The organism is Streptomyces sp. NPDC058195 (assembly GCF_042883525.1).
Taxonomy (GTDB): Bacteria; Actinomycetota; Actinomycetes; order Streptomycetales; family Streptomycetaceae; genus Streptomyces.
Map to the genome: position 1 here is coordinate 97296 of NZ_JBHVVM010000015.1, position 18651 is coordinate 115946.

General features: G+C 71.8%; 20 protein-coding genes and 1 riboswitch. Of the genes, 9 read left to right on the forward strand and 11 right to left on the reverse strand.

What is annotated here, in order from left to right; translation table 11 throughout:
• Positions 1-32 precede the first annotated feature (32 nt).
• The 4 genes from metF to ACFVWY_RS20065 form a co-directional block, all read right to left on the reverse strand.
• A complete protein-coding gene (gene metF / locus ACFVWY_RS20050; protein WP_389874033.1) occupies positions 33-950 on the reverse strand; it encodes a methylenetetrahydrofolate reductase [NAD(P)H] in 918 nt (305 codons plus the stop codon).
• A 98-nt stretch (positions 951-1048) separates the two neighbouring features.
• A complete protein-coding gene (gene thiE, locus ACFVWY_RS20055) occupies positions 1049-1702 on the reverse strand; it encodes a thiamine phosphate synthase (RefSeq protein WP_389874036.1) in 654 nt (217 codons plus the stop codon).
• Positions 1703-1812: 110 nt separating this feature from the next.
• Entirely contained in the window at positions 1813-2178 is a 366-nt protein-coding gene (locus ACFVWY_RS20060; RefSeq protein ID WP_389874038.1) for an Rv2175c family DNA-binding protein, read from the reverse strand.
• Between the two features lie 68 nt (positions 2179-2246).
• Positions 2247-3503, reverse strand: a complete 1257-nt coding sequence (locus ACFVWY_RS20065; protein WP_389874041.1) for an NAD(P)/FAD-dependent oxidoreductase — start codon at positions 3501-3503, stop codon at positions 2247-2249.
• Positions 3504-3597: 94 nt separating this feature from the next.
• Positions 3598-3710: riboswitch (TPP riboswitch) on the forward strand.
• Here ACFVWY_RS20065 and thiO point away from each other — a divergent pair.
• The 6 genes from thiO to ACFVWY_RS20095 all read left to right on the forward strand — a co-directional run bounded on the left by thiO (position 3708) and on the right by ACFVWY_RS20095 (position 9500).
• Positions 3708-4901, forward strand: a complete 1194-nt coding sequence (thiO, locus tag ACFVWY_RS20070) for a glycine oxidase ThiO (protein WP_389874043.1) — start codon at positions 3708-3710, stop codon at positions 4899-4901. (Overlaps the previous riboswitch by 3 nt.)
• A complete protein-coding gene (gene thiS / locus ACFVWY_RS20075; protein WP_389874046.1) occupies positions 4898-5137 on the forward strand; it encodes a sulfur carrier protein ThiS in 240 nt (79 codons plus the stop codon). The genes thiO and thiS overlap by 4 nt, the downstream gene beginning before the upstream one ends.
• A gap of 2 nt (positions 5138-5139) precedes the next feature.
• Positions 5140-5934: a thiazole synthase gene (locus ACFVWY_RS20080; protein WP_389874049.1), complete on the forward strand. Its 795-nt coding sequence runs from the start codon at positions 5140-5142 to the stop codon at positions 5932-5934.
• A 129-nt stretch (positions 5935-6063) separates the two neighbouring features.
• Positions 6064-7980: a Stk1 family PASTA domain-containing Ser/Thr kinase gene (pknB, locus tag ACFVWY_RS20085; protein ID WP_389874052.1), complete on the forward strand. Its 1917-nt coding sequence runs from the start codon at positions 6064-6066 to the stop codon at positions 7978-7980.
• Between the two features lie 6 nt (positions 7981-7986).
• Positions 7987-8847, forward strand: coding sequence for a deoxyribonuclease IV (locus ACFVWY_RS20090; protein WP_389874055.1), 861 nt, complete (start codon positions 7987-7989; stop codon positions 8845-8847).
• A 68-nt stretch (positions 8848-8915) separates the two neighbouring features.
• Positions 8916-9500, forward strand: a complete 585-nt coding sequence (locus tag ACFVWY_RS20095; protein WP_389874058.1) for a DUF4396 domain-containing protein — start codon at positions 8916-8918, stop codon at positions 9498-9500.
• Positions 9501-9539: 39 nt separating this feature from the next.
• On the opposite strand, the gene ACFVWY_RS20100 is transcribed toward ACFVWY_RS20095, so the two are convergent.
• Positions 9540-10172: a sulfite oxidase-like oxidoreductase gene (locus ACFVWY_RS20100; protein WP_389874061.1), complete on the reverse strand. Its 633-nt coding sequence runs from the start codon at positions 10170-10172 to the stop codon at positions 9540-9542.
• A gap of 149 nt (positions 10173-10321) precedes the next feature.
• Here ACFVWY_RS20100 and bfr point away from each other — a divergent pair, with 149 nt between their 5' ends.
• A complete protein-coding gene (gene bfr, locus ACFVWY_RS20105) occupies positions 10322-10801 on the forward strand; it encodes a bacterioferritin (RefSeq protein WP_389874064.1) in 480 nt (159 codons plus the stop codon).
• Positions 10802-10840: 39 nt separating this feature from the next.
• Here the strand turns inward: bfr and ACFVWY_RS20110 are convergent, their stop codons facing one another.
• Both ACFVWY_RS20110 and ACFVWY_RS20115 read right to left on the reverse strand, forming a co-directional pair.
• On the reverse strand, positions 10841-11062 hold the full coding sequence (locus ACFVWY_RS20110; protein WP_389874068.1) for a bacterioferritin-associated ferredoxin: 222 nt from the start codon (positions 11060-11062) through the stop codon (positions 10841-10843).
• 164 nt (positions 11063-11226) lie between these two features.
• Complete coding sequence (locus ACFVWY_RS20115; protein ID WP_389874069.1) at positions 11227-12573, reverse strand: class II 3-deoxy-7-phosphoheptulonate synthase; 1347 nt, start codon at positions 12571-12573, stop codon at positions 11227-11229.
• A 104-nt stretch (positions 12574-12677) separates the two neighbouring features.
• On the opposite strand from ACFVWY_RS20115, the gene ACFVWY_RS20120 reads away from it, so the two are divergent.
• Both ACFVWY_RS20120 and ACFVWY_RS20125 read left to right on the forward strand, forming a co-directional pair.
• Positions 12678-12734, forward strand: a complete 57-nt coding sequence (locus tag ACFVWY_RS20120) for a trp operon leader peptide (protein ID WP_078513512.1) — start codon at positions 12678-12680, stop codon at positions 12732-12734.
• A gap of 92 nt (positions 12735-12826) precedes the next feature.
• Positions 12827-14737: an anthranilate synthase family protein gene (locus ACFVWY_RS20125; RefSeq protein ID WP_389874072.1), complete on the forward strand. Its 1911-nt coding sequence runs from the start codon at positions 12827-12829 to the stop codon at positions 14735-14737.
• A 36-nt stretch (positions 14738-14773) separates the two neighbouring features.
• On the opposite strand, the gene ACFVWY_RS20130 is transcribed toward ACFVWY_RS20125, so the two are convergent.
• The 4 genes from ACFVWY_RS20130 to ACFVWY_RS20145 all read right to left on the reverse strand — a co-directional run bounded on the left by ACFVWY_RS20130 (position 14774) and on the right by ACFVWY_RS20145 (position 18605).
• A complete protein-coding gene (locus ACFVWY_RS20130; RefSeq protein ID WP_389874075.1) occupies positions 14774-15778 on the reverse strand; it encodes a 2-hydroxyacid dehydrogenase in 1005 nt (334 codons plus the stop codon).
• Positions 15779-15912: 134 nt separating this feature from the next.
• Positions 15913-16605 (reverse strand): response regulator, encoded by a 693-nt coding sequence (locus ACFVWY_RS20135; RefSeq protein ID WP_389874078.1) that lies wholly within the window; start codon positions 16603-16605, stop codon positions 15913-15915.
• A complete protein-coding gene (gene macS / locus ACFVWY_RS20140; RefSeq protein WP_389874081.1) occupies positions 16602-17825 on the reverse strand; it encodes a MacS family sensor histidine kinase in 1224 nt (407 codons plus the stop codon). Before macS ends, ACFVWY_RS20135 begins: the two co-directional genes overlap by 4 nt.
• 51 nt (positions 17826-17876) lie before the next feature.
• The gene (locus tag ACFVWY_RS20145; protein WP_389874264.1) at positions 17877-18605 is read right to left on the reverse strand and encodes a lysophospholipid acyltransferase family protein; all 729 of its coding nucleotides are present in this window, start codon (positions 18603-18605) and stop codon (positions 17877-17879) included.
• Positions 18606-18651 lie beyond the last annotated feature (46 nt).

An 18651-nucleotide genomic window follows, 5' to 3' on the forward strand; every position in this document is an offset into this window, starting at 1 on the left:
CCACCGCCACGGGTCACAGCGGGTACGGCCGGTCACGACTGCTTGTGCAGTCCGAGATTCTCGTAGATTTCGAGCGTCGCCGTCGAGTTGTTGAGCGTGATGAAGTGCAGTCCGGGCACACCCTCGGAGCGCAGCCTCGCGCAGAAACGCGTTGCGAAGTCGATGCCAATGGAGCGTACAGCGGCGGGATCGTCCTTGGCCGAGAGGATGCTCTCTTTCAGCTCGGAAGGGAAAGACGCGTTGCTGAGCTGGGCGAACCTGTCGAACTGTTTGACGCTGGTCAGCGGCATGACTTCGGGGATGATCGGCGTTTCGCAACCCGCAGCGACCACCCGGTCACGCATACGCAGATAATCCTCCGGATTGAAGAACATCTGGGTGATCGCATAATCGGCACCGGCGCGGCACTTGTCCACGAAATGCCGGATGTCGGTGTCCCAGTCGGCCGAGCGCGGGTGCATCTCGGGAAATGCCGCGACCCCGACACAGAAATCGCCGGATTCCTTGATGAGCCGGACGAGGTCGGCCGCGTACCGCACGCCCTGCGGGTGCTTGACCCACTCCCCCATCGGGTCGCCCGGCGGGTCTCCGCGCACGGCCAGGATGTTCCGGATCCCGGCGTCGGCGTACTGCCCGACCATGTTGCGCAGCTCGGCGACGGAGTGGTTGACCGCCGTGAGGTGGGCGACCGGGGTGAGGGTGGAGTCGGCCGCGATCTGTTCGGTGGCGCGCACCGTCCCGGCGCGGGTGGAACCGCCCGCGCCGTAGGTGACGGAGACGAAGCTCGGCCGTACGGCCTCGACGCGGCGCAGCGCGTTCCAGAGGTTCCGCTCACCCTTCTCGGTCTTGGGCGCCCAGAACTCGAACGAGTAGGAGGGCTTGCCGGTCGCGAGAAGTTCACGCACCGTACGCGCGTGATCTGTCCTGGTGGATGGTGTGCCAAGGGCCATACCGGCAGGTTAACCAGCCCCGTCCGCCAATGGACCGGACCAGAGGGAATTGCCCGAATTGACCGGTGCTTTGTCCACCCTTCGGACAGCCGGCGGGATCACGTCCCGGCGCGTGCCCTGATCCGTGCGGCCAGCCCGGCGGCCGCCTCGGCGGGGTCGGCGGCCTCGGTGATCGCCCGGACCACGACGACCCGGCGGGCCCCGGCGTCCAGCACGTCGTCGAGGTTGCCCCCGTCGATGCCGCCGATGGCGAACCAGGGGCGCGACTGGCCGAGCGAGGCGGCGTAGCGCACCAGGTCCAGGCCGGGGGCGTGCCGACCGGGCTTGGTCGGGGTGGGCCAGCAGGGGCCGGTGCAGAAGTAGTCCACGCCGGGCTGGGCGACGGCCGCGTCGACCTCGGACTCGGCGTGCGTGGAACGGCCGATCAGCACGTCCTCGCCGAGGAGGGCGCGGGCGGCGGGCACCGGGAGGTCGCCCTGGCCCAGGTGCAGCACGTCGGAGCCGATGGCGTGGGCGACATCGGCCCGGTCGTTCACGGCGAGGAGCTTGCCATGGCGGCGGCAGGCGTCGGCGAGGACCGCCAGGTGGTCGAGCTCCTCGGCCGCCTCCATGCCCTTGTCGCGGAGCTGGACGACGTCCACCCCGGCGGCGAGGACGGCGTCGAGGAACGCGGGGAGGTCGCCCTGGCGCCGACGGGCGTCCGTGCAGAGATAGAGCCGGGCGTCGGACAGCAGCGCGCGAGCCGTGGACATGGTGCGGTTCCCCCTGGGAGTGCAGGTGCGTGGTGGAGCGAGGTGCCGCCGGGCCGTGAGGGGGCGGGCCGCGCGGCCCGCCCCCTCACCCGCTCACGCGGGACCGGCGGTCAGACGGCGAGCGCCTGGGCGCGGCGCTTCACCTCCGTGCCGCGATTCTCGCTCAGCGCCTGTGCGGGCGTGCCCGGCAGGCTCGGGTCGGGGGTGAAGAGCCACTCCAGCATCTCTTCGTCGTTGTAGCCGTCGTCCTTCAGGAGCGTCAGGGTGCCGGAGAGGCCCTTGACCACCTTGTCGCCGTCGATGAAGGCGGCAGGCACCTGAAGTGTCCGGTTCTCACCACGGCGTACGGCGATCAGCTGGCCCTCCTTGACCAGCTGGCGCACGCGCGTCACCTCGACACCGAGCATTTCGGCGATATCGGGCAGGTGGAGCCAGGCAGGGACGAGAGCATCGATCTTTGCGTCAATCTCGGTCACGGGGACAAGCCTGCCATCCCGCACGGACAGCCGATACCCGGACTCCGCCCTTCAGGGCCGCGAGCCCTCTACGGGCGGACCGCCGACTTCAGCGGCACGGAGGGGTCGGCCACCGCCACGGCGTCGAGCCGGGCCCCCGCCTCGATGAGCTTGCGCCCCTGCGCCAGGTCACGCGGCCGCCCGACGGCGAGCACCGCGACCAGGACGCCGTCACGCAGCCAGCACACCGACCAGGCGGGCCCGGCGGGATCGCCGCGCCACAGCAGGGTGTCGGCGCCCCCGTGGTGGCCCGCGTACTGCACGAAGCGGCCGAACTGCTCGGACCAGAAGTACGGCACCGGGTCGTAGAGCGGCGCCGCCGGGCCGTCCCCGGCGTCCGCCGCGAGGATGTGGGCGGCGGCCGTGCGCGGACCCTGGAGGGCGTTGTCCCAGTGGTGGACGAGCAGGCGTTCGCCGTAGCGGGCGGAGGGGAAGGAGGCGCAGTCGCCGACCGCGTACACATCGGCCCGCGAGGTGCGCAGGGTCGCGTCGGCGGTCACCGATCCGTCGGGGCCGAGTGCGATGCCGGAGCCCGCCAGCCAGCCGGTGGCGGGGCGCGCGCCGATGCCGACGACGACCGCCTGGGCCGGGAGCCCGCGGCCGTCGGAGAGGACCACCCGGCCCGGTTCGACGCGGTCGACCCGGGCGCCGGTGAGGAGTACGGCGCCGCTGTCCGCGTACCAGGCGGCCATCGGGGCGGCGACCTCGGCGGGCAACGCGCCCGCGAGGGGCCGGTCCGCGGCCTCGACGACGGTGACCGCGCATCCGGCGGCGCGGGCCGCGGTGGCGAACTCGGCGCCGATCCAGCCCGCGCCGACGATCACCACGTCGTGCTGCCCGGCGAGGACCGGCCGCAGCCGTGCCGCGTCGTCCAGGGTGCGCAGCAGGTGGACGCCCGCGACGCCCTCGGCCCCGGGCAGGACGACCGGTTCGGCACCGGTCGCGATCACCAGGGCGTCGTAGGGGACGGCACCCGCGGCGGTGTCCAGCTCGTGCGCGTCCGGTCGTACGCCGGTGACCTCGACGCCCAGGCGCAGTTCGATGCCCAGCGCCTCGAAGTCGATGTCGAAGGCGGAGTCCTCGGCCTTGCCGAGCAGGACCGCCTTGGACAACGGTGGCCGGTCGTAGGGCTGGTGGGGCTCGGCGCCGATCAGCGTGACCGGGCCGGTGAAGCCCTGTTCCCGCAGGGCCACCGCGGTCTGCACCCCGGCCATCCCCGCACCGACGATGACGACGCGGCGCCCGGTCCGCCCGTCCGGCTGCTCTGACTGCTGCTGCTCGCTCACCCGGACACCTTACGCACCTGACAGATCGTCAGGAAGGGGCGGGTTCTCCGCCGCCGCTCGTCCCGTCGCCGAGGAGGGGTTTAGGGTGGCCCCGTAGAGCACTCGCGGGAGCCCGGACGCACCGGGCTGAGAGGGAGGCTGGGCGGCCTCCGACCGTACGAACCTGATCCGGGTCATGCCGGCGAAGGGAGGGGCTGGAAGCCCATGCGTTCCGCTCAGAACGGAAGCGACGTCCTGGTGGTCGGGGGCGGGATCATCGGGCTGGTGACCGCCTGGCGGGCCGCGCAGCGCGGGCTGCGCACGGCGCTCGCCGACCCCGAACCGGGTGGCGGGGCCGCCCGGGTGGCGGCCGGGATGCTGGCCGCCGTCACCGAACTCCACTACGGCGAGGAGCTGTTGCTCGCCCTCAACCTGGCCTCGGCCGCCCGCTATCCGGACTTCGTGGCCGAGCTGGAGGCGGCGAGCGGGCAGGAGACCGGCTTCCGCGCCTGCGGCACCCTGGCTGTCGCGCTGGACTCCGACGACCGCGCCCATCTGCGGGATCTGCACGCCCTGCAACGACGTTCGGGCCTGGAGTCGGAGTGGCTCACCGGCCGCGAGTGCCGTCGGCTGGAGCCGATGCTGGCACCGGGCGTCCGGGGCGGCCTGCGGGTCGACGGCGACCACCAGATCGATCCGCGCCGGCTGGCCGCCGCCCTGCTGACCGCCTGCGAGCGGGCCGGGGTGGTCTTCCACCGCGAGCGGGCGGCACGGCTGACCGTGGCGGGCGACCGGGCCGCCGGAGTGCTGCTCGCCGGGGGTACGGAGCTGGCGGCCGATCAGGTCGTGCTGGCCGCCGGCAGCCTCAGCGGCTGTCTTCCGGGACTGCCGCAGGAGGCCGTTCCGCCGGTACGCCCGGTGAAGGGCCAGGTGCTGCGGCTGGCCGTGCCCGCCCGGTACGCGCCGTTCCTGAGCCGGACGGTACGGGCCGTGGTCCGCGGCAGCCACGTCTATCTCGTACCGCGCGAGAACGGCGAACTGGTCGTCGGCGCCACCAGCGAGGAGCTGGGCTGGGACACCACCGTCACCGCGGGCGGGGTCTACGAGCTGCTGCGGGACGCCCACGAACTGGTCCCCGGCATCACCGAGCTGCCGCTCACCGAAACCCTGGCCGGTCTGCGCCCCGGCTCCCCCGACAACGCCCCGCTGCTCGGCCCGACCGCCCTGCCCGGCCTCCTCCTCGCCACCGGCCACCACCGCAACGGGGTGCTGCTCACCCCGCTCACCGGTGACGTGATGGCGCAGATCCTCACCGGCGGCGAGCCGCCCGAGCAGGCGCGCCCCTTCACCCCGCACCGTTTCCCGTCCACCGCCCCCGTGGACTCCGCCGCCTCCGTACGTCAGGAGCAGCCCGCATGACCGAGCCCGTACTCCCCTCCGCGGCGCCCGCGCCGCTCACCGTGTCCGTGAACGGCGAGCCCCGCCCCCTCGCCGCGGGCACCACCCTGGACGTCCTGGTCGCCACCCTGACCGCCGCGTCCCGCGGTGTGGCCGCCGCCGTCAACGAGACGGTCGTACCGCGCGGCGGATGGGCCGCCACCGCCCTGGCCGACGGAGACCGGGTCGAGGTCCTGACCGCGGTCCAGGGAGGCTGACCGTGTCCGACGACCTCTTCACCCTCGGCTCCGCCGTCTTCGGCTCCCGGCTGATCATGGGGACCGGCGGGGCGCCCAGCCTGGACGTGCTGGAGCGTGCGCTGATCGCTTCCGGCACCGAGCTGACCACCGTCGCGATGCGCCGCCTCGATCCGACGGTGCGCGGTTCGGTCCTCTCCGTCCTGGAGCGGCTCTCGGTCCGGGTGCTGCCGAACACGGCGGGCTGCTTCACCGCGGGCGAGGCCGTGCTGACCGCCCGGCTGGCCCGTGAGGCGCTCGGCACCGACTGGATCAAGCTGGAGGTGGTGGCCGACGAACGGACCCTGCTGCCCGACCCGGTCGAGCTGCTGGACGCGGCGGAGATCCTGGTGGACGACGGGTTCACCGTGCTGCCGTACACCAATGACGACCCGGTGCTGGCGCGCCGCCTCCAGGACGTGGGGTGCGCCGCGGTGATGCCGCTGGGCTCCCCCATCGGCTCCGGGCTCGGCATCCGCAACCCGCACAACTTCCAGCTGATCGTGGAGCAGGCCCGGGTGCCGGTGATCCTCGACGCGGGCGCGGGAACGGCCTCCGACGCGGCGCTCGCGATGGAGCTGGGGTGCGCGGCGGTGATGCTGGCGTCCGCGGTGACCCGGGCCCAGGAGCCCGAGCTGATGGCCTCGGCGATGCGGCACGCGGTGGCGGGCGGGCGGCTGGCCTACCGGGCGGGCCGGATTCCGCGCCGCCACTTCGCCGAGGCGTCGTCGCCGGCGGAGGGACGCGCGGTGCTGGACCCGGAGCGTCCGGCGTTCTGAGGCGCCGGGCCGCCGGGCGCCGTCCGGCGGCCCGGGATTCCATGTCCCTGTCACGGCTCGGCTGCAGTACCGCCCCGGGACCGCCCCGGAGCGCCAGAGGCGCCCGTGGCGGCTCGTAGACTCACTTGCGTGGATACGACCCTCCAGGACCCTCTCGTCGGGCAGCTGCTCGACGGCCGCTACCGCGTCGATGCCCGCGTCGCCGTGGGCGGCATGGCCACGGTCTACCGGGCCGTGGACACCCGGCTCGACCGGGTGCTGGCCCTCAAGGTGATGCACCCGACGCTGGCGGCCGACGCCACGTTCGTCGAGCGCTTCATCCGCGAGGCCAAGTCCGTGGCCCGGCTCGCGCACCCCAATGTGGTCGCGGTCTTCGACCAGGGCGCCCAGGGCCAGTACGTATATCTGGCGATGGAGTACGTCGCGGGCTGCACCCTGCGCGACGTCCTGCGCGACCGCGGCGCGCTCCAGCCACGGGCCGCCCTGGACATCCTGGAGCCGGTCCTCGCCGCCCTCGGCGCGGCGCACCGGGCGGGGTTCGTACACCGCGACATGAAGCCGGAGAACGTCCTGATAGGGGACGACGGCCGGGTCAAGGTCGCCGACTTCGGGCTGGTGCGGGCGGTGGGCACCGCCACCGACACCACCGGGTCCGTCCTGGGCACGGTCTCGTACCTCGCCCCCGAGCAGATCGAGCACGGCACCGCCGACACCCGTACCGACGTGTACGCCTGTGGCGTCGTGCTGTACGAAATGCTGACCGGGTCCAAGCCGCACGGCGGCGACACCCCCGCCCAGGTCCTCTACCAGCACCTCAACGAGCCCGTGCCACCGCCCTCGGCCGCCGTGCCGGGGCTCCCGCCCGGACTCGACGCCCTGGTGGCGAGCGCCACCGCCCGTGACCCCGAGGGCCGTCCGTTCGACGCGGTGGCGCTGCTCGCGCAGGCCCGCGAGGCCCGCGCCGGGCTCACCGACGCCCAGCTGGACGCCGTACCGCCGCAGGCCACGGCCGAGACGCACGACGCCGCCGAGGACCGCACAAGCGTGATCCCGCGGCTGCTCCCGGCCGGGCAGGGGGTCTCGCACCACACGAGCCGGCTGGAGAGGCCGCCGCTGCCTCCCGAGCGGACCGCGCCGCCGGGCGTACTCGGCCGCGGGCCGCGGCGCTCCGTGCTCGCCGTGATCGTCGCCGTCCTCCTCGTGCTGGGCATCGGCACCGGTGTCTGGTACATCAACTCCGGGCAGTTCTCCCACGTGCCCTCACTGCTCGGCCAGACCCAGGAGGAGGCCGGAAAGCGGCTCTCCGACGCCGGTCTGGAGCTGAAGGGCGTCAAGCGGTCCTACAGCGACACCGTGGAGCGCGGCAAGGTCATCAGCAGCGATCCGAAGTCCGGCGCCCGCGTCCGGGGCAACGACGCGGTGACGCTCGTCGTCTCGCGCGGCCCCGAGATCGTGCAGGTGCCGGACCTGCGAAACCTCTCGCTCGCCGACGCGAAGCAGGAGCTGAGGAACGTCGGCCTGGTGCCGGGGATGATCACCAAGGAGTTCGACGAGGAGACGGTGCGGGGCGACGTGATCCGCACGGCCCCGGCGGCGGGCACCGGGCGCCACCCGGACTCGGCGGTGGCCCTCGTCCTCAGCAAGGGCGCCCCGGTGGAGGTCCCGGACGTCACCGGGCTGTCCGTCGTGGACGCCACCGCCGCGCTGGCGGAGGAAGGGCTGAAGGCGAAGGCGCTGCCCGGCCGGGTGCATTCACCGCAGATGGCGGGCGACATCGCCCGGCAGTCGCCCGGCGCGGGCGCCGAGGCCGCCGAGGGCGACACCGTCGAGCTCACGGTCTCCAAGGGGCCTCGCATGATCGACGTACCGGATGTCACCGGCATGGACCTCGACGACGCCAAGAACGAGCTGGAGGAAGCGGGCTTCGAGGTCAAGGTCGACCGCCCGTTCCTGTCGTTCAGCGACACCATCGAGAGCCAGTCCGTCAAGGGCGGCGACCAGGCTCCCGAAGGCAGCGCCATCACCATCAAGACCAAGGGGCTCTAGATCCGCATGCGCAACCCAGTCGGCGGCCACGTTCCGGTGGCTGGCGGCCTCGCCAAGGTCGGCCTGCCCTACGCCCGCGAGATGGGGGCGGAGGCCGTACAGGTCTTCGTCGCCAACCCGCGCGGCTGGGCCACGCCGACCGGCGATCCGGCCCAGGACGAACGGTTCCGCGCCGAGTGCGCCGCCGAGTCCCTCCCCGCGTACGTCCACGCCCCCTACCTGATCAACTTCGGCTCCCACACGGCGGCGACCGTCGAGAAGTCCGTGGAGTCGCTGCGCCACTCACTGCGCCGGGCCCGCGAGATCGGGGCCCTGGGCGTGGTGGTGCACACCGGCTCGGCGACCGGCGGCCGCCCGCGCGAGGAGGCCCTCGCGCAGGTGCGGACGTACCTGCGGCCGCTGCTCGACGAGCTGACCCACGACGACGATCCGGATCTGCTGCTGGAGTCGACCGCCGGACAGGGCTTCTCGCTCTGCTCCCGGACCTGGGACTTCGGGCCGTACTTCGAGGCGCTCGACGCCCACCCCAAGCTCGGCGTCTGCCTCGACACCTGCCACATCTACGCGGCGGGCCACGATCTGACCGGACCCGCGGGCATGGCACAGACCCTGGACCTGCTGGTGTCCACGGTGGGTGAGGGACGGCTGAAACTCATCCACGCCAACGACTCCAAGGACGTGGCCGGGGCCCACAAGGACCGGCACGAGAACATCGGCTCGGGACACATCGGAGCGGATCCGTTCCGCGAGCTGTTCACCCACCCGGCGACCGCGGGCGTGCCGCTGATCATCGAGACACCGGGCGGCAGGGAGGGCCACGCGGCGGACGTGGCGCGGCTGAAGGAACTGCGCGCTCCACAGCCTTGAGGAATACCCCATGGGGGTATACGGTTCCTGTTGTCGGCAGGGACCGCTACTCGGCATGGGGGATCACCATGGAACACGGAGCGCACCACGGCCAGCACGCGGAGACGGGGCACACCGGTCACCACGACCACGCCGACCACACCACCCCCGCTGCACACACCGGCCATGACAGCCACACCGGCCACCCGCACCACGGCGGCCATCACGGCCACGGCGGCACGGTGAGCTGGTCGATGGCGGCGCGGGCCACACTGCACTGCCTCACCGGATGCGCCATCGGCGAGATCCTCGGCATGGTGATCGGCACCGCGCTCGGCTGGGGCAACATGGCGACGATGGCGCTGGCGATCGCCCTGGCGTTCCTCTTCGGCTACACGCTGACCCTGCGTTCCGTCCTGAAGGCGGGCGTCGGCCTCGGCACCGCGCTGCGGGTCGCCTTCGCCGCCGACACGCTGTCCATCGCGGTCATGGAGCTGATCGACAACGGCGTGATCGCCCTGTGGCCGGGCGCCATGGACGCCACCCTCGCCGACCTGCTGTTCTGGGGCGCGCTGGCGCTCTCGCTCGCCGCCGCCTTCGCCCTCACCACGCCGGTGAACAAGTGGATGATCGGCCGGGGCAAGGGGCACGCGGTGGTGCACCAGTACCACTGAGGAGCGGGGATCGGGCCGCACGGACCCGAAACCGCCAGGTCAGAGCTCGGGGCCCTCCCCGGGCTCTTCCTGGTAGGAGTACCGCTGCTCACGCCAGGGGTCACCGACGTTGTGATAGCCGCGCTCCTCCCAGAAGCCGCGGCGGTCGGCCGTCATGTACTCGATGCCGCGGACCCACTTGGGCCCCTTCCAGGCATAGAGATGCGGTACCACCAGCCGGAGCGGAAAGCCGTGCTCGGCGGTGAGCAGCTCGCCGCCCTTGTGCGTGGCGAAAAGTGTTCGGTCCGAGGCGAAGTCGGCAAGCCTCAGATTGGAACTGAAGCCGTACTCGGCCCAGACCATCACGTGGGTGACCTGGGGAGCGGGCGGCGCGAGCTCCAGCACCGTACGGGCCGGTACACCGCCCCATTCGGCCCCGATCATGCTGAATTTCGTCACGCAGTGCAGATCGGCGACGACCGAGGCGAAGGGCAGCGCCGAGAACTCCTGATGGTTCCAGCAGTGCTTCTCGCCGTCCGCGGTGGCCCCGAAGACCCGGAACTCCCAGCGGTCGGGCTTGAACTTCGGAACGGGCCCGTAGTGGGTAACCGGCCAGCCGCGCTGCAGTCGCTGCCCCGGTGGAAGCCCGGACTGTTCTGACGCGCGGTGATCCCGGCTTTCCGGCTGGCCCATGCCTCCATGGTGACAGACAGGCAGGGGTGGTCCCGACCAACCCGGCGGCAATCCGGACAACTCCTAGTAAGTATGTACTTACTGGACGCGTTTGGGATGCGATGACAGGATGCGGCCAACCTGCCCACCGGTTGGAAGGAGCCTCTGCGATGCAGGGCGACCCCGAGGTCCTTGAGTTCCTGAACGAGCAGCTGACGGCGGAACTGACCGCCATCAACCAGTACTTTCTCCACGCGAAGATGCAGGAGAACTTCGGCTGGACGAAGCTCGCGAAGTACACCCGCTCCGAGTCCTTCGATGAGATGAAGCACGCGGAGGTCCTCACCGACCGCATCCTCTTCCTCGACGGGCTGCCCAACTACCAGCGGCTCTTCCACGTACGGGTGGGCCAGACCGTCACCGAGATGTTCCAGGCCGACCGGCAGATCGAGGTGGAGGCGATCGACCGCCTCAAGCGCGGAATCGAGCTGATGCGCGGCAAGGGCGACATCACGTCGGCGAACATCTTCGAGTCGATCCTGGAGGACGAGGAGCATCACATCGACTACCTCGACACTCAGCTGGAACTGGTCGAGAAGCTCGGCGAGCCGCTGTACATCGCCCAGGTGATCGAGCAGCCTGACAGCTGACCGCCCAGGCCAGCCGGGCCAGCCGACCGGTCCGGGCGGTCAGGCCGCGTCGGAGAGCGGGGAAGCCTGCTTCTTCCGGTCGAGCAGTTCGCGGCGCGGACAGGCCCCTCGGCCGAGCACGGCCTGGATGGCCCGGACGCAGCCACCGCAGTCGGTGCCCGCCTTGCAGACGGAAGCTATCTGCCGGGGGGTGCAGGCTCCGGCGTCCGCATGCTCCTTGACCTGCTTCTCCGTGATGCCGAAGCACGAGCAGACGTACACGCGGGTTCACCTCCCGGGCGGGATCGGTCGTTCTCTGCCACCCCGTCTTTCGGTGAGGCATACCTAACCTTACCTGGCGCCGAAAGGTGCCGAAAGCCTCCGAACGCCCGGTGGGGCACGGATCACATCGATCCGTGCCCCACCGTCGTACGTACGCGTATCGCTTACTGGTCCCGGTACATCTCGGCGACCAGGAAGGCCAGGTCGAGGGACTGGCTGCGGTTGAGCCGCGGGTCGCAGGCCGTCTCGTAGCGCTGGTGCAGGTCGTCCACGAAGATCTCGTGTCCGCCGCCGACGCACTCGGTGACGTCGTCGCCGGTGAGCTCGACGTGGATGCCGCCGGGGTGCGTGCCAAGGGCCTTGTGCACCTCGAAGAAGCCCTTGACCTCGTCCAGGACGTCGTCGAAGCGACGCGTCTTGTGGCCGGAGGCGGCCTCGAAGGTGTTGCCGTGCATCGGGTCGGTCACCCAGGCGACGGTGGCGCCGGAGGCGGTGACCTTCTCGACGAGGGCCGGGAGCTTGTCGCGGACCTTGTCGGCGCCCATCCGGACGATGAAGGTCAGGCGACCGGGCTCGCGGTCGGGGTCGAGGCGGTCGACGTAGCCGAGCGCCTCCTCGACCGTGGTCGTCGGGCCGAGCTTGATCCCGATGGGGTTGCGGATCTTCGAGGCGAACTCGATGTGCGCGCCGTCCATCTGGCGGGTGCGCTCACCGATCCAGACCATGTGACCGGAGGTGTCGTACAGCTCTCCGGTGCGCGAGTCGGTCCGGGTCAGCGCCGACTCGTAGTCCAGCAGCAGGCCCTCGTGCGAGGCGTAGAACTCGACCGCCTTGAACTCGGCCGGGTCCGTGCCGCACGCCTTCATGAAGTTCAGCGCGTTGTCGATCTCGCGGGCGAGCGCCTCGTAGCGCTGGCCGGACGGGGACGACTTCACGAAGTCCTGGTTCCAGGCGTGCACCTGGCGCAGGTCGGCGTAGCCACCGGTGGTGAAGGCGCGGACCAGGTTCAGCGTGGAGGCGGAGGCGTGGTACATCCGCTTCAACCGCTCCGGGTCCGGAACCCGGGCTTCCTCGGTGAAGGCGAAGCCGTTGACGGAGTCGCCGCGGTAGGTCGGCAGGGTGACGCCGTCGCGGGTCTCGGTCGACTTGGAGCGCGGCTTGGAGTACTGCCCGGCGATCCGGCCCACCTTGACGACGGGCACGGAGGCGGCGTACGTCAGCACGGCGCTCATCTGGAGCAGCGTCTTCAGCTTGGCGCGGATGTGATCGGCCGAAACGCCGTCGAAGGCTTCGGCACAGTCACCGCCCTGGAGCAGGAACGCCTCGCCCTTGGCGACGGCTCCCATACGGGCACGCAGCTGATCGCACTCGCCCGCGAAGACGAGCGGCGGATAGGACGCGAGTTCCGCGAGCACATCGCGCAGAGCCTCGGCATCGGGGTACTCGGGCTGCTGCGCCGCGGGAAGGTCTCGCCAGGTGTGGCCACCGGCGACGGAGGTATTGGCGTTCACGGTCACAACTCCCACACTACGGGGTTCGGCGGCGGCTCCCTTTCGGAAGCTCAATAGTTGAGACGCGCGCTCGTTCGGTGCGGGCGTCGGCTAGGGTTCCGTACATGTTCGCGCAGACGACTCAGAACTGGTGGTGGACCGCTCATCCGGCGGCCCACTGATCAATCGCGCGACAGACCACGCGAAGGCCGCCCGGGGGGCGGCCTTCTCCGCGTTTTCGGGAGCCGTTCCTCCGTACCGGAAGGAACCTCCCATGCCCCATGTGTCCCCCACGCCCCACCGTGCCGACGCCGTCCTCGCCGGGCTGCTGCGCGAGGACGGTCCGCCGTTCGCGCTGTTGCGCAGGCGTACGCCCGGCCGTGACCAGGACGTCGTCGAGGTGCTGACCGGCCGGGTGCGGGAGGCCGAACGGCTCGCCGACCTTCCGGTGGGCCCGCTCCCCTCGCTCGCGCTGATCCCGTTCCGGCAGATCGCCGAGCGCGGCTTCGACGTGCGCGACGACGGGACGCCGCTGTCCGTGCTGGTCGCCGACGCGACGTACGAGCTGCCGCTCAGCGAGGTGCTGGAGCACCTGCCGGTGCGGGACGTGCGGGTGGAGGGCGGCGCGTTCGACGTCGGGGACGCGGAGTACGCCGGGATCGTACGGAGGGTCGTCGAGGACGAGATCGGGCAGGGCGAGGGCGCGAACTTCGTCATCCGCCGTACCTTCCAGGGCGAGATCCCCGGCTTCGGCCGGGCGGACGCGCTGGCCCTCTTCCGGCGGCTGCTGGCCGGTGAGCGCGGCGCGTACTGGACGTTCGTCGTGCACACGGGGGGCAGCGGGCGGGTGCTGGTCGGGGCCAGTCCGGAGGCCCATGTGCGGATGTCCGGCGGGACGGTGGTGATGAACCCGATCAGCGGGACGTACCGCTACCCCGCCGGGGGACCGGCCGCGGAGAGCCTGCTGGACTTCCTCGCCGACCGCAAGGAGACCGAGGAGCTCTCCATGGTGGTCGACGAGGAGCTCAAGATGATGTGCACCGTCGGTGACATGGGCGGGGTGGTGGTCGGACCGCGGCTCAAGGAGATGGCCCATCTCGCCCATACGGAGTACGAGCTGCGCGGGCGCTCCTCGCTGGATGTGCGGGAGGTGCTGAAGGAGACCATGTTCGCGGCGACGGTCACCGGCTCCCCGGTGCAGAACGCCTGCCGGGTCATCGAGCGGTACGAGCCCGGCGGGCGCGGCTACTACGCGGGGGCACTGGCGCTGCTGCGGCAGGAGCCGGGCGGGGCGCAGAGCCTGGACTCGCCGATCCTGATCCGTACCGCCGACATCTCGGCCGGGGGTGCGCTGCGGGTGCCGGTCGGGGCGACGCTGGTGCGCCACTCGGACCCGGACGGCGAGGTCGCCGAGACCCACGCGAAGGCGGCCGGAGTGCTCACCGCCCTCGGAGTGCGCCCCGGCCGCCCGCGCGACGAGGCGTCCCGGCCCCGCCTGGCGGACGACCCCCGGGTGCGGGCGGCGCTGGACGCCCGGCGGGACGGCCTCGCCCCGTTCTGGCTGCGGATGCAGGAGCGCGGCCACGACCTGTCCGGCCGGGCCCTGGTGGTCGACGGCGAGGACACCTTCACCGCGATGCTGGCGCACCTGCTGCGCTCCTCGGGCCTGGACGTGTCGGTGTGCCGCTTCGACGAGCCGGGGCTGCGGGAGCGGGTCCGCGCGCACCGGGGCCCGGTCGTGCTGGGGCCGGGGCCGGGAAATCCGGGGGACGCCGCCGATCCGAAGATGCGGCTGCTGCGCGCCCTGGCCGCGGAGCTGGTCCGCGACCACCGGCACGGGCTGCTGGGGGTCTGTCTGGGGCATGAGCTGATCGCGGCCGAACTGGGGCTGGAGATCGTCCGCAAGGCCGTGCCGTACCAGGGCGCGCAGACCCGGATCGAGCTGTTCGGGCGGCCGGAGACGGTCGGTTTCTACAACAGCTTCACCGCGCGCTGCGACGCCGATGTGGTCACCGAGCTGGCGGCGCACGGCATCACGGCGAGCGTGGACGCCGCCACCGGTGAGCTCCACGCGCTGCGCGGGCCGGGGTTCGCCTCGGTGCAGTTCCACCCGGAGTCGGTGCTGACGCTGCGCGGGGCGGGGATCGTGTCGGAGCTGCTGGCCGGGCTGCCGGTGGCGAGCTGAGGGGCGGGCGGTCCCGGCGCCCCGGCCTGCCGGGGCTCAGCCCGCCGTGAGCGCTGGGACCAGCACGTTCTCGCTGCGGTGACCGGCCAGGTAGTCGGCGACGTTCCGTACGGTGGCGTCGATGATCTGGCCCACCGCTTCCTCGGTGTAGTACGCCTGGTGGGAGGTGACGATGACGTTCGGGAAGGTGACGAGCCGGGCCAGGGTGTCGTCGTCGGTGCCCTCCAGCGACTTGTCGAGGAAGAAGAGCCCGGCCTCCGCCTCGTACACGTCGAGTCCGACGCCCAGGAAGCGGCCCGCGCGCAGCTCCGCGACGAGCGCGGTGCTGTCGATGAGCCCGCCCCGGCTGGAGTTGACCAGGATCGCGTCGTTCTTCATCCGGGCCAGGGCGGCGGCGTCGATGAGGTGGTGGGTCGCGGGGAGCAGCGGGACGTGCAGGCTGATGAGGTCGGCCTCGGCAAGCAGCTGGTCCTTGGGGACGTACGTCATGCCGAGGCCGACGCAGGCGGGGTTCTCCGCGACGTCCCAGCCGAGCAGCCTCATGCCGAAGCCGTGGGCGATACGGGTGAAGGCCTCGCCGATCTTGCCGGTGCCGATCACGCCCGCGGTGCGTCCGCGCATGTCGCGGCCGAGGAGTCCGTCGAGCCGGAAGTCGAAGTCGCGGGTGCGGCTCGCGGCCCGGATGATCCGGCGGTTGACGGCCATCGCGAGGGTCCAGGCGAATTCCGCGACGGAGTACGGCGAGTAGCTGGAGACCCGGGCGACCCGCAGGGCGAGGCGCTCGGCGACGTCGAGGTCGATGTTGTTGAAGCCGGTGGAGCGCTGGGCGATCATCTGCGTGCCGCCCGCCGCCAGGGTCTGGAGCACCCGGGCGCCCAGGTCGGCGTTGACGCTGGTGGAGATGACCTCGTAGCCCGCCGCGATGGGGGCGGTGTCCTTGTTCAGGAAGACGTCCAGGCAGCGGACCTCGTGCTGTCCCGCGAAAGCCCGCTCGATCAGCGGCTTCTCGTCGGACTGCACACCGAAGGCCAGGATTTCCACGGCTTCTCCCGTTGGTCGCGCGGACCGGCGGCCCCGGGGCACGGGCCGGGCGCCGCCGATGGGCCGGTCTTCGCGAATATACGGTCCGCCCGGCAGCCCCGCCGCTCGGGCGGGGCGGGCCGGACAGGCGGCGCTCAGGCGTCGTCGAGTCCGCGCTCGATGGCGTAGCGCACCAGCTCCACGCGGTTGTGGAGCTGGAGCTTGCCGAGGGTGTTCTGCACGTGGTTCTGCACGGTGCGGTGCGAGATGACCAGCCGCTCGGCGATCTGCTTGTACGAGAGTCCCTTGGCGACCAGCCGGAGGACCTCGGTCTCGCGTTCGGTGAGCCGGGGCGCGTTGGGCTCGTCGGCGGCGGCCGGTGCGGGGTCGGAGGCGAGTCTGCGGTACTCGCCGAGGACCAGACCGGCCAGGCCCGGGGTGAAGACGGGGTCGCCGACGGCGGTGGACCGCACGGCCTCGGTCAGCTCCTGCGTACTGGCCGACTTGAGCAGATAGCCGGTGGCGCCGGACTTGACCGCCTCCAGTACGTCGGCGTGCTCTCCGCTCGCGGAGAGCACCAGCACCCGCAGCCCGGGGTGGGAGCCGACGAGCTCCTTGCAGACCTGGACGCCGGGCATTCCGGGCAGGTTGAGGTCGAGCACCAGGACGTCGGGGGTGGCGGCCTTCGCCCTGCGGACCGCCTGCGGTCCGTCACCGGCGGTCGCCACCACGTCGAAACCGGACTCGGAGAGGTCGCGGGCGACGGCGTCGCGCCACATCGGGTGGTCGTCCACCACCATCACCCTGACGGCGCTCTCCCGGCCGCTCCCGGTGGTCTGCTCGCTCATCTCGCTGTTCCCGCCTTCCCCCGTGAAACCTTCGGAACCTTCAGCTCGACCTCGGTGCCCTGGCCGGGCACCGAGATCAGATCGGCCGTGCCGCCCAGGTCACGCAGCCGTCCGCGGATCGACAGGGCCACCCCCATCCGGCCCTCCCCCTCGGCCTGCGCGAGCCGTCCCTCCGGGATTCCGGGGCCGTCGTCGCGGACCGTCACGATCACCTCGTCCGGCCAGTCCTCGACGAGGATCCAGGCCTGGGCCTTGTCCCCCGCGTGCACCCTGACATTGTCCAGGGCGGCACTGACAGCGGCGGCCAGTTCCCGCGCGGCGGCCGGGGCGAGCAGCACCGGGGCGCCCGGCTCCGCGAAGCTGGTCCGGGAGCCGGCGTGCGGGGCGAGCAGGGAGCGCAGATCGCAGGGTGCCTGGCCGGACGGCTCGTCATCGGGCTCCACGCGGCGGACCACGGCCCCCTCGGCGGCGTCCTCGGAGAGCCGGTCGGCGGGCACCAGTCCGCTGGAGACCAGGGTGCGCAGGGCGATCTCCTGCTCTCCGGCGAGCCTGCCCAGCTCGGCCGCCTCGCCGCCGAGCGCGGTGCCGCGGCGCTGCACCATCGCGAGGACCTGGAGCACGCTGTCGTGGATGTCGCGGGCCAGCCGTTCCCGTTCGCGGGTGGCGGCCTCGATCTCCAGGGCGCGGGCGAGGGTGCGCTCACTGGCGCGGGCGACCTCGACGACGTATCCGATCGCGATGGAGGCGACCCAGACCAGCAGCACGTTGTGGAAGGTGTCCCGGCTGGGGTTCCCGCGTTCGACGATATTGGCGACGGCGACGAAGGTGGAGGCCACGGCGGCCCAGCGCCAGCCTCCCTTGATCGCGAAGGCCAGCACCGAGCCCGCGGTCCAGATCGACGGCAGCGTCGGACCGTCGACCTGCTGGGCCTCGAAGTCGGCCAGCGGGGTGAGGAGTATGCCGGCGAGCGCGATCGTCAGGTCGGCGCCGAGGAATCGCTTGGTGCAGGCGGTGGCGCCCGCGACCTTCGGGAGGGTGGCGAGCGTCCAGACCACCATCACCGTCAGGAAGACGACGGCCACCCACGGCCGGTCGTACTTCGCGCGGCCGAAGACGGAGAGCAGCACCGCGTAGATCATGGTGAGCACGCGGTACGCGGTCAGCGCACTCCACAGCGGCTGCTCGACCGACATCCGTACGACGCGCACGCGCCCGGCCACTTCCCCCCACCCCCCGGACGGTACGGGCGCGCGCACGCGCCGTACCGTTCCTCAGTCCTGTGCCCCGGACCCGTCGTTCCTGCGCTTCTCCGCCTCGGCCCGGTGCTTCGCCTCGTCGGCCATCTGCCGCTTGGCGGCCGTCGCGTAGATGTCGACGTACTCCTGGCCGGAGAGCTTCATGATCTCGTACATCACCTCGTCGGTGACCGAGCGGAGGATGAAGCGGTCCCCGTCCATGCCGTGGTAGCGGCTGAAGTCGAGCGGCTTGCCGATCCTGATCCCCGGGCGCATCAGCTTGGGCACGACCTGGCCGGGCGGCTGGATCTTCTCCGTGTCGATCATCGCGACGGGGATCACCGGCGCACCGGTGGCCAGGGCCACCCGGGCCAGCCCGCCGGGCTTGCCGCGGTAGAGGCGGCCGTCGGGCGAGCGGGTGCCCTCCGGGTAGATGCCGAACAGGCCGCCGCTCTCGATGACCTGGATGCCCGCCTTGATGGCCGCCTCACCGGCGCCGCGGGTACCGGAGCGGTCCACCGGGAGCTGGCCGACGCCCTTGAAGAAGGCGGCGGTCAGCTTGCCCTTCACGCCGGTGCCGGTGAAGTACTCGGACTTGGCGATGAAGGTGACCTTGCGGTCCAGGACGGCCGGCAGGAAGAAGGAGTCGGAGAATGACAGGTGGTTGCTCGCGAGGATCGCCGGCCCTTGCGCGGGGATGTTCTCCAGGCCCTCCACCCACGGCCGGAAGGCGAGCTTCAGCCCCCCGCCGATGGAGAACTTCATTGCGCCGTAGATCAACTCGGGTGCCTCCTGTGTGCTGTCCGACAGA